General features: G+C 65.8%; 9 protein-coding genes. 6 read left to right on the forward strand and 3 right to left on the reverse strand.

The genetic code is table 11. The features are described 5' to 3' along the window. The first annotated feature begins 583 nt into the window (after positions 1 to 583). From DOM54_RS12575 to DOM54_RS12605, 6 genes are read left to right on the forward strand one after another with little or no spacing between them, the layout of a single operon-like run. Positions 584 to 2,644 carry a capsular polysaccharide biosynthesis protein gene (locus DOM54_RS12575; RefSeq protein ID WP_110716617.1) on the forward strand — a complete coding sequence of 687 codons (2,061 nt, stop codon included), beginning with the start codon at positions 584 to 586 and terminating at the stop codon, positions 2,642 to 2,644. A gap of 1 nt (position 2,645) precedes the next feature. Further along, positions 2,646 to 3,893 (forward strand): capsule biosynthesis protein, encoded by a 1,248-nt coding sequence (locus DOM54_RS12580; protein WP_110716618.1) that lies wholly within the window; start codon positions 2,646 to 2,648, stop codon positions 3,891 to 3,893. Then, the gene (locus tag DOM54_RS12585) at positions 3,890 to 4,672 is read left to right on the forward strand and encodes an SDR family NAD(P)-dependent oxidoreductase (protein WP_110716619.1); all 783 of its coding nucleotides are present in this window, start codon (positions 3,890 to 3,892) and stop codon (positions 4,670 to 4,672) included. The genes DOM54_RS12580 and DOM54_RS12585 overlap by 4 nt, the downstream gene beginning before the upstream one ends. Then, positions 4,669 to 6,228: an LTA synthase family protein gene (locus DOM54_RS12590; protein ID WP_110716620.1), complete on the forward strand. Its 1,560-nt coding sequence runs from the start codon at positions 4,669 to 4,671 to the stop codon at positions 6,226 to 6,228. Before DOM54_RS12585 ends, DOM54_RS12590 begins: the two co-directional genes overlap by 4 nt. Before the next feature lie 37 nt (positions 6,229 to 6,265). Then, positions 6,266 to 13,906, forward strand: coding sequence for a type I polyketide synthase (locus tag DOM54_RS20430; RefSeq protein WP_240613882.1), 7,641 nt, complete (start codon positions 6,266 to 6,268; stop codon positions 13,904 to 13,906). Then, entirely contained in the window at positions 13,903 to 15,225 is a 1,323-nt protein-coding gene (locus DOM54_RS12605) for an aminotransferase class I/II-fold pyridoxal phosphate-dependent enzyme (RefSeq protein ID WP_110716621.1), read from the forward strand. Before DOM54_RS20430 ends, DOM54_RS12605 begins: the two co-directional genes overlap by 4 nt. A 72-nt stretch (positions 15,226 to 15,297) precedes the next feature. On the opposite strand, the gene DOM54_RS12610 is transcribed toward DOM54_RS12605, so the two are convergent. From DOM54_RS12610 to DOM54_RS12620, 3 genes are all read right to left on the reverse strand, one after another. Beyond that, positions 15,298 to 15,552: a Txe/YoeB family addiction module toxin gene (locus DOM54_RS12610; RefSeq protein WP_110716622.1), complete on the reverse strand. Its 255-nt coding sequence runs from the start codon at positions 15,550 to 15,552 to the stop codon at positions 15,298 to 15,300. Continuing rightward, a complete protein-coding gene (locus DOM54_RS12615) occupies positions 15,549 to 15,800 on the reverse strand; it encodes a type II toxin-antitoxin system Phd/YefM family antitoxin (RefSeq protein ID WP_110716696.1) in 252 nt (83 codons plus the stop codon). The genes DOM54_RS12610 and DOM54_RS12615 overlap by 4 nt, the downstream gene beginning before the upstream one ends. A 235-nt stretch (positions 15,801 to 16,035) precedes the next feature. After that, positions 16,036 to 17,028 (reverse strand): DctP family TRAP transporter solute-binding subunit, encoded by a 993-nt coding sequence (locus tag DOM54_RS12620; protein ID WP_110716623.1) that lies wholly within the window; start codon positions 17,026 to 17,028, stop codon positions 16,036 to 16,038. Positions 17,029 to 17,044 lie beyond the last annotated feature (16 nt).

Below are 17,044 nucleotides of genomic sequence, written 5' to 3' on the forward strand. Positions count from 1 at the left end.
TTACGGGGTCGAAGTCAAACCTTTAAAAGGGGGCAGGTAAAGTCCTGTAAAGGGCAAAATCGGGATTTAGAAAGGATGCTAAATAAAGTTACAAACCAGTGAATCACACAAAAATACGAACGCCTAATACTTAAGTCAATTTATTGTTTTTAAATGATAAAACAGAAATTCTAAAGTCAATTTAGGTCGATGACGGCGCTGCCGACGTCCTGGCTTGACGAAAGGTTTTTACTTTCCTGAACGAGAAATGCGTCATCTAACTCATCATTCGACCCGGAAACTCCTGAAGTAAATACCTCGAATACAAAACTGAAAGTCTGATTTTATTAATACCGCGATCATCGACTTTTCCCGCAGAAAAGTTTGTTTACATTTGCCATATTTACGCTTCGATCTTCGCTTACGCAAAATCCCGGCGCTTAGCAATTCGACACAGCCGAAAAGCGCCCCCGACTCGCGGGATGCGTTACACTGCGCCTCGGACTGCCTTGCACACCCCGGACTCGGGCCGGTGGCGTCGGACCAGCGCCCAGGGCAGTGACATGACAATTCTTCGACGGACCGCACCCGCTCTCTGTGACCCATGCATAACGATTCGACAGTCCTGCGACCGTCCTCCCATCGCGTAGCCGGTTATCTTTCCAAGGGCCTGGCCCGCTGGAACATCATCCGCTGCCTGCTGCCGGAGTATTCGCGCCAGATCCGCCTCAAGCCCGGTAGCCGCCAGCCCGTCGACGCCATTCTTGGCTGGGGCCTGAAACCGACGTCGAAACAGGCGCGTCGCCTGGCCACGCGCCGGGGACTGCCCTACATCGCGATCGAGGACGGCTTCCTGCGCTCGCTGGGGCTGGGGGTCAACTACTCCCAGCCCCACAGCCTGGTCGTCGACTACAGCGGCATCTACTACGATGCGACCCGCCCATCGGACCTGGAGACGCTTCTCGCCGAGGCGACCTTCGGCTCGGAGGAACTGGCGCGGGCGGACCAGGCCATGCAGCGCCTGCGGCGATTACGCCTATCGAAGTACAATCACGCCCCGGACCGGCCGCTCGCGCCCGCCGACCGCCCTCGCGTGCTGGTCATCGACCAGACCCGCGACGATGCCTCGATTACCCATGGCATGGCCGACGCCAGCTCGTTCCAGCGCATGCTGGAGAGCGCCATTTCCGAGCACCCCGATGCCGAGATCCTGATCAAGACCCATCCGGACGTGATCGCCGGACGCAAGCAGGGCTACCTGACCAAGGCCTCGTCACATCCGCGCTGCCGGCTGATCGGCGACGATATCAATCCGTGGTCGTTGATCGATGCCGTCGACGCGGTCTACGTGGTCACCAGCCAACTGGGATTCGAGGCACTGATGGCGGAAAAGCCGGTCCACTGCTTCGGTATGCCGTTCTATGCCGGCTGGGGCCTGACCCGGGACGCGCTGCAGTGCGAGCGCCGCCAACGCCCACGCACGCTGCTGGAACTGTTCGCCGCGGCCTACCTGCGCTACTGCCGTTATGCCAATCCCTACACCGGGAAGGCGTCGACACTCGAGGCCACCATCGACCTGATCGCCGACCAGAAACGTCAGCGGGATCGCCTGGCCGGACACTGGGTGGCCGTGGGATTCTCGAGCTGGAAGCGCGCCTTCATTACCGACTTCCTGGGTCCGGCCTCCAGCGTGCGCTTCATTCAGAGCGACCTGCCGCAGCCGCACGAGCTGGAGGGCCGCGACAGCCTCGTCGTGTGGGGACAGAAGGCCACCGACGAGCTCAAGGCCCGCTGTCGCCAACACGGTCTTGACCTGTGGCGGATGGAGGACGGTTTCGTCCGTTCGGTCGGGCTGGGAGTCGACCTGATCCGGCCGTTGTCGCTGGCGTTCGACTCCCGGGGGCTTTATTACGATGCCCATCACGACAGCGATCTGGAGCGACTGCTTGCCGAGACGGACTTCGAACCGGAGCTGCTGGCGCGCGCCGACCGCCTGCGCCAGCGCCTCATCGAGCTCAAGCTCTCGAAATACAACGTCCAGGGCAAGAAGCGCCCCTCACTGCCGACGGAGGCGATCGGCTCGCGCCCGGTCGTGCTGGTACCCGGCCAGGTCGAGAGCGACGCCTCCATTGCCCATGGCTCCCCCGAGATCAAGACCAACCAGGCACTGCTCGAGGCGGTCAGGCAAAACCGTCCCGATGCCTTCGTCATCTACAAGCCACACCCCGACGTCGTTTCGGGGGCCCGGGTCGGTCTGCTCGACAAGACGGCGCGAACACTCTACGACCTCGAACTGGTCGACTGCGACATCATCGACCTGATCGAGCTGGCCGACGAGATCCACACCATGTGCTCGCTGACCGGCTTCGAAGGTCTGATGCGCGGCGTCGAAGTGCATACCTACGGCCTGCCCTTCTATGCCGGTTGGGGGCTGACCCACGATCGGTTATCCTCCCCGCGGCGTCAGCGACGGTTGACGCTCGACGCCCTGATTGCCGGCGCGCTGCTGCTGTATCCGACCTATGTCGACCCGGATACCGGCGAGTTCTGCAATGCCGATACCGCCGTCGAACTGATGCAGCAGCAGCGTGACCAACGCTCGGGATTGCCCCTTCGCGTCCGCTTCTACCGGCTGTACCGCAATCTGTTTTCCAAAAGGCAATGACTTGAGCACGACGCGCAAACACTTTCTTCTGTTACAGGGTGTCTGCTCACCTTTTTTCGACCGGCTCGGCGCGCGATTGCGGGACGCCGGACACTCGGTCGTCAAGGTCAACTTCACCGTCGGCGACAGCGTCTACTGGCGTCAGAAGAACACCTACGCCTATCGCGGCCAGGCCAAGGACATTCCCGAATATCTTTCCGGCATCTGGGACCGACACGAGATCACCGACCAGATCGTTTTCGGCGACCGTCGCCCCGTTCACCGACGCGCGATCCTCGCCGCCAGGCGCCGGGGCATTCGCAATCACGTGTTCGAGGAAGGCTACTTTCGGCCCTACTGGGTGACGCTCGAGCGCGAGGGCGTGAATGCGCATTCCCTGTTGCCCCGGGATCCCGACTGGTATCGCGAGGCCGGCGAGCGCTTGCCCAGCGCCGGCCGACCCCACGCCTTTCCCAACCAGTTCCATATGCGGGCACGTCACGACGTGCTCTATCACCTGGCCGGGGTCGCCAACCCGTTCCTGCACCCCCATTACCGCAACCACGCCCTGGTGACCGCCCCAGTGGAGTACGCCGGCTTCGTGCTGCGCAAGGTCCGAATGCCCTACCTGAAGCGCCGGGACGAACAGCGCGTCAACGCGCTGATGGCCTCCGGACGTCCGTTCTATCTGCTGCCACTGCAGTTGAAGAGCGATGCCCAGATCCGCTATCACTCGGACTACAAGAACATGCAGGAGGTGATCGGGAAGGTCGCCGCGTCCTTTGCCTACCACGCGCCGCGAGACGCCCTGCTGGTGATCAAGAACCACCCGCTAGACATGGGCCTCGCCCAGTACGCGCGGCTGATCAAGGTCCTCTCCCACGAGTACGACCTGGCCGAGCGCCTGGTCTATCTCGAAGGAGGGAGCCTCGAGGCACTGCTCAAGCACGCCAGTGGCCTGGTCACGGTCAACAGCACCGCCGGCAACGTCTCGCTGGGCTTCGGCTGCCCGACCCACACCCTGGCCTCGCCGATCTACGACATGGCAGGGTTGACCCATCAAGGCACGCTGGACGATTTCTGGCACAATACGCCCGCCCCGGAAGCGGAGCTCTTTCGGGCCTATCGGCGAACCGTCGCCCAGACGGTTCAGATCAACGGCGGGTTTTACTGTCGCCCGGGGATCGAGCTAGCCTCGGAGAACGCCCTGCACACGCTGCTGCGAGAGCGCTCTCCGCTGCAACAACTCATGGATGAGATCGCATCATGACCCGAATCGTCATTACCGGTGCCACCGGCGCCATCGGCCAGGCGCTCGCTACCGGCTATGCCAGGCCCGGCAACCGGCTGGTGCTGCATGGTCGCCAGCGCGAGGTGCTCGAGTCACTGGTCGCCGACTGTCGCGGCGCCGGTGCCGAGGTCGAATGCAGTAGCGTCGACCTGGGCGAAGACGGGGCGCTGTTCGCGTGGCTGGAGTCTCTCTGCGATCCCACGCCACCGGACATCGTCATCGTCAACGCCGGCATCAACATCAACATTGGCGAAGACGGCAGCGGCGAGTCGTGGGACGACGCCAGCCGCCTGCTGGAGATCAACCTGCGCGTCCCGATGGCGATAGGCAACTTCCTCGGCAAACGCATGCGGGCGGCGGGCCGCGGCCAGCTGGTGCTGATGAGTTCGCTCGCCGCCTATCACGGCCTGCCGGTCACGCCGAGCTACAGCGCCAGCAAGGCCGGCGTGAAAGCCTACGGGGAGGCGCTTCGCGGCTGGCTGGCACCTCACGGCGTCGGCGTCACCGTCGTCATGCCCGGCTACGTCAGCTCGAAGATGTGCCACGAGATGCCCGGCCCCAAGCCGTTCCTGTGGCAGCCTGAGCGCGCCGCCCGGGTCATTACCCGAGGCATCGAGAGGAATCGCGCTCGGATCAGCTTCCCGTTTCCGCTCGACTTCGGTTGCTGGTGGCTGGCCGTGCTGCCGGCCGCGATATCGCAGCGCCTGGTCAAAGGGTTCGGCTACCACATCGACCCGCATGACGGAGCCAAGCGATGAGTCATGGATTCTGGAACGGGTTCTGGGCCGTGGTGGCCTCGCTGTTCATCACCAGCCTGTTCGAGCTGCTGCTCAAGCCGCGCCCCCAACCGCTGTGGCAACGGGCACCGGCGGCAGTGGCCGTCCACCTGGCCACTGCCACGCTCCATTTCGCGTTCTGGCTGCTGGTGGTACAACGCCCCTGGTTCGCGCTGGTGATCGCCGCCTCGCTGCAAATGGTGGTCATCCAGGTCAACAACACCAAGTCGACCTCCCTGCGCGAGCCTTTCCTGTGCCAGGACTTCGAGTACTTCGTCGATGCGGTTCGCCACCCCCGGCTCTACATCCCGTTCTTCGGCATCGGCCTGACCGTTGCGGCCAGCCTGGCCGGCGCCATTGCCATCGCCATCGGCTTCTGGCTGGAGCCCTCGCTCTATGGCCGTGCCGACGCACCATGGTCGCTGCTGGGCACGCTGGTGCTGGTCGCGGCGTCCACGGCCACGCTGGCCTGGCAGTTGCCCCGGCTACCCGCCTGCACACTGGAACCCAACGACGACCTGGTCCGGCTCGGTCTCTATCCCTATCTATGGGCCTACGGCCGCCTGACCCGGCTGCCCATCGATCGCCAGGAGAACGATGGCGCCTTCGCCCCGCCGGCCGATCTCGACCCGGCTGAGCTCGACCCCGCCACGCTGCCGAACGTGGTGCTGGTCCAGAGCGAATCGTTCTTCGACCCCCGCGACTGGCACCCGGCCATTCGCCGCGAACTGCTCGGCACCTACGACGCGCTCATGGCCGAAGCGCTGCAGGCCGGCCGTTTCGACGTGCCCGCCTGGGGCGCCAACACCGTACGCACCGAGTGCGCGGTACTGACGGGATTCACGCCGTCCCGGTTGGGTGTCCATCGCTTCAATCCCTACCACCAGCTATCGAAGCTGCCGGTCAACAACCTGGCCGGCGCGCTCAAGCGACTGGGCTACCGGACGGTCTGCATCCACCCTTATCCCGCCAGCTTCTATCTGCGCGACCGGGTCTACCCCAACCTGGGCTTCGATACCTTCGTGGATATCGCCGACTTCGATATCACCGAGCGCGACGGCCAGTACACCGGCGATCTCGCACTGGCGGAACGGGTGCGCACGCGGCTGGCGGAGACCGATGAGAAACCGCTGTTCATTTTCGTGATCAGCATGGAGAATCACGGCCCGCTCCACCTGGAGACCGCGGATCCGGCCGTCGCCGAACGCTGGGTCGAGGGCGGCGTTACCGACGGTTGCGAAGAGCTGACGGTTTATCTGAGGCATCTACGCAACACCGATAGTATGCTGGAGCGACTCAGGGACTCTCTCGACCAGGGCGGACGACCCGGGATTCTGGGTTTCTACGGAGATCACGTGCCGATCATGCCGAAAGTCTACGCACGGCACGGCGAGCCGGATGGTTTCACGAACTATTTCATCTGGCGGACCGCGCCCCGTTCGGGGGATAACGTGCGGATGACGCTCCCAGCCGATAAGCTGGGAACAACAATCTACGACAGGATTATCGACCACGCTGGAAAGCGCGGTGCGAATTGAGAAAGGCGTAGCCCGTGCTACGAAGCAAGGAGTCCCAATGACCAAACGCGTTGCCATCATCGGCGCGGCTCACCGGTTCCCGAGCGCACCGACATCACAACGTTTCTGGCAAGCGCTCAAGACCGGCGAAGACCTCGTCACCACGGTCGCAGAAGACCGTTGGGGCCTGGAAGCCTATCGCCACCCGGACAAGCAGCATCCCGGCACCAGCTACACCTTCGCCGCCGGCAGCCTCGGCGACATCTCCGGCTTCGATGCCGGTTTCTTCGGCATCTCGCCGCGTGAAGCCGCCCAGATGGACCCGCAGCAGCGGCTCCTGCTGGAGATGACCTGGGAAGCCATGGAAGACGCCGGCATCCCGCCGCAGATACTGCGCGGCAGCCAATGCGGCGTGTTCCTCGGCATCGCCAGCCTCGACTACTCCTATCGCATGGCCGACGACATGTCGGTCATCGATACCTCGACGGCGACCGGCAATACCTCGAGCATCGCCTCGAACCGCATCTCCTACGTGTTCGACCTGCATGGCCCGAGCATGTCGATGGATACCGCCTGCTCCTCCTCGCTGGTCGCCTTCCACCAGGCGTGCCAGTCGATCCGTAGCGGCGAGACCGATATCGCGCTGGCCGGCGGCATCAGCCTCCACCTGCACCCGTTCGGCTTCATCATCTTCTCCAAGGCGAGCATGCTCTCGCCCACCGGACGCTGCCAGGTGTTCGACGAATCCGGCGACGGTTACGTGCGCTCCGAGGGCGGCGGGGTCTTCCTGCTCAAGGATTACGACAAGGCGGTCGAGGATGGTGACCGCATCCTGGCCGTCGTCGCCGGCAGTGGCGTCAACACCGACGGCTTCAAGAAGGGCCTGACGGTGCCCAACCCCGACGCCCAGGTCGCGCTGATGACCCAGACCCTGGATCGGGCCGGCCTCACCCCGGACGACCTCGACTATCTCGAGGCGCACGGCACCGGTACCGCCGTCGGCGATCCGCTGGAGACCCGCGCCATCGGCGCGGCGATCGGTCAGTTGCGCCAGACGCCGCTGCCGATCGGCTCGGTCAAGAGCAACCTCGGCCACCTGGAAACCGCCTCCGGTATCGCCGGGCTGGCCAAGGCGCTCTATGTGCTGCGTGAACGCGAGGTGCCCGCCACCATCGGCATCCGCAAGGTCAATCCGCGCATCGACCTGAAGGGCTGGAACCTCGACATCGTCGACCAGCCGCGCAAGCTGAAGGCCGAGGGCCAACTCACCATCGGCATCAACTCCTTCGGTTTCGGTGGCGCCAACGCCCACGTCATCCTGCAGTCGCCACCGGAAGCGCCTCCGGCCGAGCGCGTCGAGACGCCCGCGCGGCGACTCCCGCTCTGCCTGAGCGCTCGTAGCCCGGAAGCGCTGCGCGAGTTCGCCGCGCGCCTCAGCGACAACCTCACGGCTGGCGACGTCACGCTCTATGACACCGCCTACAGCCTCGTCTTCCGCCGCGAGCGGCATCATCACGCCGCGGTGCTGCTGAGCGACAACGCCGCCGACGCGATCACCCGCCTGGACGCCCTGGCCGCCGCCGAAAGCGTGCCCGGCGCCGCCCTCGGCGAGCGCGTCGACACCGGCTACGGCCCGGTGTTCGTCTACGACGGCAATGGCTGCCAGTGGACGGCGATGGGTCGTACCCTGCTGCAGGAGTCCCCGGTCTTCGCCGCCGCCGTCGACGAGGTCGACGCCCTGTTCGCGAACCACGCCGACTTCTCGCTGCGGGCCGAACTCGATGGCACCAACCAGCAGGCAGCCGCGGAAGGGGTCGATCGCCTGGCCCTCACCGAGATCGCCCAGCCCGCGTTGTTCGCGCTGCAGGTCGGCGTGACCCGGCTGCTCGAATCCGAGGGCGTGCGCCCCGCCGCCGTCACCGGCCACAGCGTGGGTGAAGTCGCCGCGGCCTGGGCCTGCGGGGCGCTCAGCCTGGCCGACGCCGTCAGCGTCATCTACTACCGCAGTGCCGGTCAGGGCCGCACCCGTGGCAGCGGTGAAATGACCGCCGTCGGCCTCGGCGCCGAAGCCATGCAGCGCTGGCTGGACGACCCGGCTCACGCGGAGATCGTCATCGCCGGCGTCAACGGTCCCAAGGGTGTCACCCTGGCCGGCCCCGCGGCGGCGCTGGAACGCCTGGAGGCAGCACTTTCCGCCGAGCGGATCTTCGCCAAGCGCCTGGCGCTGGACTACGCCTTCCACAGCCCGGCCATGGACCCGATCCGCGATGAGGTCATCGACGCCCTCTCGCACCTGAAGCCCTCCGCCGCCCGGATACCGTTCATCTCGACCGTGGCCGGCAAGTCACTGGACGGCCGTGAACTGGGCGCCGAGTACTGGTGGCTCAACATCCGCGAACCGGTGCAGTTCGCGCCGGCGGTCGATGCCTTGATCGAAGCGGGCGCGCGCGCCTTCGTCGAGATCGGTGCCCAGCCGATCCTGCGCCGCTACCTGAGCGACGCCCTCTCCGCACAGTCGGTCACCGGCAGCGTCATCGGCACGCTGAGTCGCGATCACGACGACGCCACCGCCATGGAAGCCAGCCTCGCCGCGTTGCTGGTCAGCGGTGCGGTCTCCGCCGAGGCGTGGTTCCCGGTGACCGGCCGCTTCGTCGACCTGCCGCGTTATCCATGGCAGCGCGAGCGGTACTGGGTCAAGACCACCGGCGACTCCCAGGGCCTGATGGGGCGCCACTACGAACACCCGCTGCTGGGTTATCGCCTGGCACGCCAGGGGATGGCGTGGGAGAGCCAGCTCGATACCCGCCGCCTGCCCTGGCTGGCCGATCACCGCGTCGGCGACGCCACCGTCTTCCCGGGGGCGGGCTTTGCCGAACTGGCACTCGCCGCTGCGGCGGCGGCCAAGGCCTCGCCGGTGCTCGATATCGAGGCGCTGGAAATTCTCGGTCCGCTGCTGCTAGACGCCACTCACGGCAAGAAGCTGCAGTTGGAGATCCAGGATGCCGACGGCACCCTGACCATGAAGAGTCGCGAGCCGGCCAGCGAGGACGCCTGGACACTCAATGCCCGCGCCCGGATCACCGCACAGACCCGCGGCCTGCTGCTGACGCGACGTGGCTCGCCGCTGCCCGACCGGCCGGCGGACTTCACTCGCGATCAGCATCTGGCGATGGCCGCTCACGTCGGGCTCGAGTACGGACCGGGCTTTCAGGCGATCAGCGAAGTCTGGGTCGAGGACGACCGGGCGTTGGGTCGCATCGATCTGCCCGCCGCCATCGCCGAGGACCAGCGCGACTGCCTGCTGGCCCCGGGCATTCTCGACAGCGCCTTCCAGCTGTTCATCCCGCTGCTGGCCGACGAGCTCGCCAAGGCGGGCGGTCTGGCCTTCGTGCCGGTGCGCCTCGAACGGCTGCAGCTGCAGGTCGATGCCGCGCCGCCGGCCTGGATGGAAGTACGCCTGACCAGCCGCGCACCGCATTCGCTGTGCGCCGACGTGGCCCTGTTCGATGCCACCGGCAATGCCGTTGCCGTGGTCGAGGGCGCCCGTTTCAAGGCCGCCCGCCTGCGCCACGCGGTGCAGCATCGACTCAGCTATCTCGACCACCGCCTGGTGCCAGCCCCCCGCGAAGCCGCCTTGCTGCCGCTGGACGAGACCACCGCCGAGCTGGCGCTGGCACAGCTGGTCGACAATTATCGCAGCGTTACCGACAGCCGCTATGGCGACGAGGTCGAACCGCTGCTGGAAACCCTGGTCTCGGCGTTTCTCGACGAGGCATTGCGCGGCCACGCCGACAGCGATGGGCAACTGCTGGCGGGCCATTTCGATGCCGGCGCGAGCGAGGTCCGCCAGCGTCGCCAGGCGCTGGTCGAACTGGCGCTTGCCACCGGCATCGTGACCGAAACCCCGGCCGGTTGGCAGTTGCAGGAATCGCCGGAGATCGACGCGGCCACGGTCTGGAATCTGTTGATCCGGGACTACCCGGACTATGCCGCGCTGACCCACAGCATCGGTCGCTTCGGCCTGCACCTGACGGACTGGCTCGAAGCGCGTCTCGACGTCACCTCGCTGGGTCTGGATGCCCCCCGCCTGACGCGGCTGGTCCAGACGGCCGTCGGCGAACGCGGTTGGCACGCCCTGGCCGACACCTGGCTGTCCCAGTACGCCATGTCGCTCGAACTGCTGCCGCCCCACCAGCGGCTGGTGATGCTCGAAGCCTCGGCGCTGCGCCCGCAGCTCGGCGAGCGGCTGATGAGCGGATTGAGCGGCGACCGCGCCGAGTACCGCTTCGTCGCCCTGCGCGACAGCGCGCTGAATGACGCCGAATCGCTGGCGGAGCACGACCCACGGGTCGATCTGCTGACGGTTGACGCCGCTATCCCCGCAATCGGTGCCAATGTCGCGCTGGTCACGCTGGACGGTACCCAGGACGAGATCGACGCGCTGCTGCAGTGGTTGCCGGGGCAACTGGCGGACGACGCCCAGATCGCGCTGCTGGCGCTGGGTGACACCGACTGGCAGTCGTTCCTGTCACTGGCGGTGGCGACCGATTCGCGCCCCGCCGATCTCGAGACGACCCGCCAGCGCCTGGAAACGCTGGGCTATCGTCAGCTCGAGCGCCATGCGCTGGAGAACGACCAGGGCGGCCTGCAGTTGCTGACCGCCCAGGCTCCGTTGCCCTCCGCTGCAGCGGCGGCGTCCGGCAGCGATCGCGACGACTCGACTCACGATGACCAACAGTGGCTGGTGATCAGCGACGACGGTGCCCAGTGGCTGGCTTCAAGACTGGTCAGCCGTTTCGAGACCCTGGGCCAGGCCGTCCATCACCTGGCCGGCAGCGAGCTGCCCCCCCGGGAACTGCTGCCGCTGGCGCTGGAGTCCTTCACACCGACCCAGATCGTCGACCTGCGCGGCCTGGCCAGCGCGGCCGAGGATCGCTGCGTGCTGGCCGCCCAATGGCTTCAGATGCTGGAGTCGGCGGAATGCGATGCCGCGCTGTGGTGGCTCACGCTCGGCGTGGGCGCGCATTTCTCTACACTGTCCGGGGCCGCTACCGACCCGGCTTCGCGGTCTGACGCTTCCGGGCAGTCCAAGCTGCCCGAAGACGCGGCGCAACGATCCAAGCTGCCCGAAGAGGCAGCGCAACGATCCAAGCTGCCCGAAGACGCAGCGCTTTGGGGCTTCGGCCGGTCGCTGCAGAACGAGGCCGGTAGCCGCCAGGTCCGGCTGCTCGACCTGCCGCTGTCGAGCCGCGACTCGCTGTCGAGCGAACTGCTGGATGCGCTGCTGTTGGAACTGAGCGTGCCGGATGCGGAAACCGAGATCGTGCTCGATGCCGACGGCCAGCGCTGGGTCCCCCGCCTCGGCCTGGCGCCGGCACCGGGTACCGGCACCGGCGAGACGCAGCCCGAGCACGACCGCGCCGTCAGCCTGGGCTTCGAGCTGCCGGGGCAACTGCGTCATCTGCGCTGGCAGCCCCATGCCCTTCCCGCGCCGCAACCCGGCCAGGTCGAGATCGCGGTCAAGGCCACCGGCCTCAACTTCCGCGACGTCATGTATGCGCTCGGCCTGCTCTCCGACGAAGCGATCGAGAACGGCTTCGCCGGACCGACGCTGGGCCTGGAGTTCGCCGGGGAAGTCGTCAGCGTCGGCGACCCGAGCGGCTCGCTGCGTCCGGGCGATGCCGTGGTCGGCTTCGGCCCGGCGAGCTTCAGCGACCGGCTGATCGCCGACGTCAACGCGGTGGCACCGATTCCCGCCGAGATCGGCTACGCCGCCGCGGCAACGATCCCGACCACCTTCTTCACCGTCTACTACTCGCTCAAGCACCTGGCCCGCGTGCAGCCCGGCGAGCGGCTGCTGATCCACGGCGCCGCCGGCGGCGTCGGCCTGGCCGCGATTCAGGTCGGGCGCTGGCTGGGAGCGGAGATCTACGCCACCGTCGGCTCGCCGGAGAAGCAGGACTTCCTGCGCTTGATGGGCGTCGACCGCATCTACGACTCGCGCAGCCTGACCTTCGCCGAGGAGATCCTCCATGACAACGCGGCCGAACGTCAGGCCTCGGACGATGGCAGCAACGGGCAGCGCCTCGGCATCGACGGTGTCGACGTGGTACTCAACTCGCTTGCCGGCGAGGCGATCAACCAGAACCTGCGGGTACTCAAGCCGTTCGGCCGCTTCATCGAGCTCGGCAAGCGCGACTTCTACGAGAACACCAAGGTCGGCCTGCGCCCGTTCCGCAACAACCTGAGCTACTTCGGGGTCGATTCCGACCAGCTCATGAGCGAACTGCCCGACCTCACCGGCGAGCTGTTCAGCGAGATGATGACCCTGTTCGCCGACGGCACGCTCGCGCCGCTGCCCTATATCGCGTTCGGCAGCGATCGCGTGGTCGAGGCCTTCCGCTACATGCAGCAGGCGCGCCAGATCGGCAAGGTCGTCGTTACCTACGAACGGCCGCCAACCATGGCGCCCGCGCCCGCCAGGGACATTCCGTTGACCCTGGACGCGGCGGGTAGCTACGTGGTGACCGGCGGGCTCGGCGGCTTCGGCCTCGCCACCGCCGAGTGGCTGGCCGCCAAGGGCGCGCGCCGGCTGCTGCTGCTGAGCCGTCGCGGTGCGGTCACCGAGGAGGCCAAGGCCGGCATCGAGCGGCTGGAAGCGCTCGGCGTGACGGTCGCCGCTCGCGCCTGCGACGTGACCGATGTCGCGGCGCTCGAGGCAGTGCTGGACGAAGCCCGGCAGGACCTCGGCCCGATCTTCGGCATCGTCCATGCCGCCACCGTCATCGACGACGGCCTGATCCGTAACCTCGACGAATCGCGCATCCGCCAGGCGATGGCGCCGAAGCTCGAGGGCGCCCGTCACCTGGACTCGCTGACCGCGAACGATGCGCTCGACTTCTTCGTCGTCTACTCCTCGGCCACCACCCTGTTCGGCAATCCCGGCCAGGCCAGCTACGTGGCCGCCAACCACTGGCTGGAGGCCTTCACCGCCAACCGCCGCGCCAATGGGCGACCGGCGACGGTGGTGCGCTGGGGCGCGATCGAGGATGTCGGCTTCCTGGCGCGCAATACCCAGACCCGCGACAGCCTGCAGGAACGCCTCGGCGGCCAGGCGTTGACCTCCAGCGACGCGCTGGCCGTGCTCGAGCGGATGCTGGTGGCCGACGTGGCCTCGCTCGGCGTGTTGGAACTCGACTGGCGAGCACTGGCGCGTTTCCTGCCCACGGCGGAAGCGCCACGCTATCGGGAAATCGCCCGTACTGCCGAGGACGACGGCAGTCAGGAAGGCGACGATGACCTGCAACAACTGCTGGCCAGCCTATCACCGGAAGCGCTCCACACGACCCTGATCGAAGTCCTCAGCAAGGAGCTCGCCAAGATCCTGCTGATCGACGAGGAGAAGATCGATATCCACAAATCCGTCTACGACATGGGGTTCGACTCGCTGATGGGTGTCGAACTCGTCACCGCCCTGGAAGCCCGCCTGGGCATCCAGGTGCCGGTGATGGTGCTCAGCGAGGCCGGCACGCTGGCCAAGCTCTGCGACTACCTGATGCTCAAGCTGCGTGGCGACGGTACCGAGACCGACAGCGACGAGGACGCGCTCAGCGGCCTTGCCGCCCAGCACGGGGTCGACGCGTTGCAGAACGGTGACGGTTCCCGGGGCGATGGCGAAGCCGACGGGGGCCGATCATGAGCCAGCCCCGCGACGCCCTCAAGCAGCGACTGCTGCAGGAAGCGCGCCAGCGCCGCCAGCAGCGGCCGGAGGGGGACACCGCTCCCAGGCCCGCCGCCACCAGCGTCGACGAGCGCTTCACCCGCTTCGACCGCCACCCGGGCTACCAGCAGCTCAAGATGATGCGCGAGGGCGGCAAGCGGCTGGGTATCCCCGACCCATTCTTCAAGGTCCACGAAAGCACCGCCGGCGCTACCACGGTGATCGGCGGGCGGGAGTGCATCAATTTCGCCAGCTACAACTACCTGGGGCTGGCGCACCATCCCCGGGTGATCCAGGCAGGTATCGACGCCCTGGAGCGCTACGGCAGCTCGGTCTCGGCCAGCCGCCCGGTCTCCGGCGAGCGCCCGATCCACCATGAACTGGAGCGGGCGATCGCCGAAACCTACGAAGTCGAGGCCGCCGTGGCCTTCGTCAGCGGCCACGCCACCAACGTCTCGACCCTGGGCTACCTGCTCGGGCCCAAGGATCTTCTCCTCCACGACGAGTACATCCACAACAGCACCGTGGTCGGCGCGCAGCTTTCCGGCGCGCGGCGGATGAGCTTCGCGCACAACGACCCGGTGGCGCTCGAGACCCTGCTGGCACGTCATCGCCGCCAGTTCGAACGCGTGATCGTGGTGATCGAAGGGCTCTACAGCATGGATGGCGACGCCCCGGACCTGAAGCGCTTCGTCGAGATCAAGCGCCGCCACCAGGCTTGGCTGATGGTGGACGAGGCCCACTCCTTCGCGGTGATGGGCGACCGGGGGCTGGGGCTGCGAGAGTACTGTGACGTGGCGCCCACCGATGTCGACATCTGGATGGGCACGCTCTCCAAGACGCTCTCCGGCTGCGGAGGCTACATCGCCGGCTGCCGGGAGCTGGTGGAGATGCTGCGCTACTTCGCGCCGGGTTTCCTCTACAGCGTCGGCATGCCTGCCCAGGTCGCCGGGCCATCCCTCGCCGCGCTCCAGGTGATGAAGGACGAACCCGAACGATTGAAACGGCTGCACGACATCTCGCGCTACTTCCTCGAGCAGGCCAGGCTCAAGGGCTTCGACATCGGCGAGAGCATCGGCGTCGCCGTGGTGCCGATCATCGTCGGCAGCTCCGTGCTCGCCGCCGGCCTGTCCGATGCCCTGCTCCAGCACGACATCAACGTGCAGCCGATCCTGCACCCGGCGGTACCCGAGAAGAGCGCGAGGCTGCGGTTCTTCCTCAACTGCGACCATACCCGCGAACAGATCGACCAGACCCTCGACGTGCTGGAAACGGAGTGGAAGGCGCGGGCCAGCTAGCCAGGCCCTGTTCACACTAGCCTCACGGAAAACCGGCTCCATCGCGGCGGTGTGGGTAGTGTGAACAAGCCGTCAGTAATGGTATCGGAGCTGGGCGAGAAGCAAGGCGTCCTCCATGACCTTGTAGACCATGCGGTGCTCGTCGTTGATTCGGCGAGACCAATAACCAGCGAGACTGTGTTTAAGGGGTTCCGGTTTGCCAACACCCTCGAATGGCTCTCGTTTCGTCTCCTGGATTAATTTATTGATTCGGGTAACGAGCTTCTTGTCGGTTTTCTGCCAGTACAGATAATCTTCCCAGGCATTCTCGGAGAAGATGAGTTTCATTCGAGAAGTTCCCTTTCCTGGCCGCCGCCGTGCTCCAGCTCGGCGACGGATTCCAATAGGCGACGGGCGTTCTTAGGTGCGCGCAGGAGATAAGCGGTTTCTTGCAACGCCTCATAGTCTTCAAGAGAGATCATGACGACGGACTGCGACTTGCTTCGGGTTATGATGACCGGCGAGTGGTCCTCGCAGACCTGCTCCATGGTTTTTGCCAGGTTGGTTCTGGCGGCTGTATAGCTGATGGCATCCATTTGACCTATCCTGTACATAATATTGAACATGATCAGGATATCGTACACGGTCGGATTCAGCAATCGGCTGCGCGGCGATCGAGTTTCCGCCGCCTTGCGGCTTCAAGATGGCGCGTGAACCGGGCGATCGCCGGCACCCCGAATACGGCCTCACCACCTGACGGGTGACAAGGCCGTTTGCGTGTCGGGCGATAGTCAAGACCCAGGGCGAGATGATCGCGAGGCGGATGGGGTTTCAACCCTGCTGTTGCCCCGCCGCCTGTTGAATGCTGTCGATCAGGTCCTCGCCGTATTCATCGATGAAGCCCTGCCAGACTGGCTGCACCGCTTTCTGGAACGCCTCGGTGTCGACGTCGCGATTGACCTCCATGCCATCGGCCTCGAGTTGCGAGATCATCTGCTCGGCCTGATCGATGTTCATCTGCCGCTGCATCGCGGTGGCGTCGTCGGCGGCCTTCTGCACGATCTGCTGCTGCTCGGGCGTCAGGCTGTCGAAGCGATTCTTGTTCATCGCCAGCAGCAGCGCCGCATAGGCGTGATTGGTCATCGACAGATACTTCTGCACCTCGTCGAAGTTGAACGACACCACGATACCCAGCGGGTGGTCCTGGGCGTCGACTACCCCGGTCTCCATGGCGGTATAGAGTTCATTGACCTGGATCTGCTGCGGGTTGGCGCCCAGCAGCTCGAACATGTTGTTGAGCACGATGGAGTTGTTGACCCGCATGCGCAGCCCTTCCAGATCCCCGGGCTCGCGGATCGGCCCCCGGTTGTTGGTCATCTCTCGGAAACCGTTCTCGGGAAACGCCAGGCCCTTGAGGCCGGCGCTCTCGAGCTCGCTCATGACCCGATCCCCCGGTTCGCCATCGAGGGCGTTGAAGGCGGCCTGATGGTCGGAGAACATGAATGGCAACGTGAAGGCGGCAGCCTCGGGCACCAGCCCGGTGAAGTTGTTGAGTCCCGAAAGCGTGATGTCGATGATGCCCGAGCGCGTACCGTCGATCATCTGCGAGTCGTTGCCCAACTGGCCGTTGGGAAAAATCTGCACCTTCAGCTCGCCATTGCTGGCGCTCTCCACCTCCTCCTTGAACTTCTCCGCCAGGGTCTGCTGCAGATCGCTCTGCGGCGCCGGATGCGCGAAACGCAGCGTCGTCGCGGCCATGGCGGAACTTGACACGAGCGCTAGCCCGAACAGCGTGGCGGTGGTTGCCTTGATGATCTTGTTCATGACACCTCTCCTTGCC

The organism is Salinicola acroporae, from assembly GCF_003206615.1.
GTDB classification, from domain to species: domain Bacteria; phylum Pseudomonadota; class Gammaproteobacteria; order Pseudomonadales; family Halomonadaceae; genus Salinicola; species Salinicola acroporae.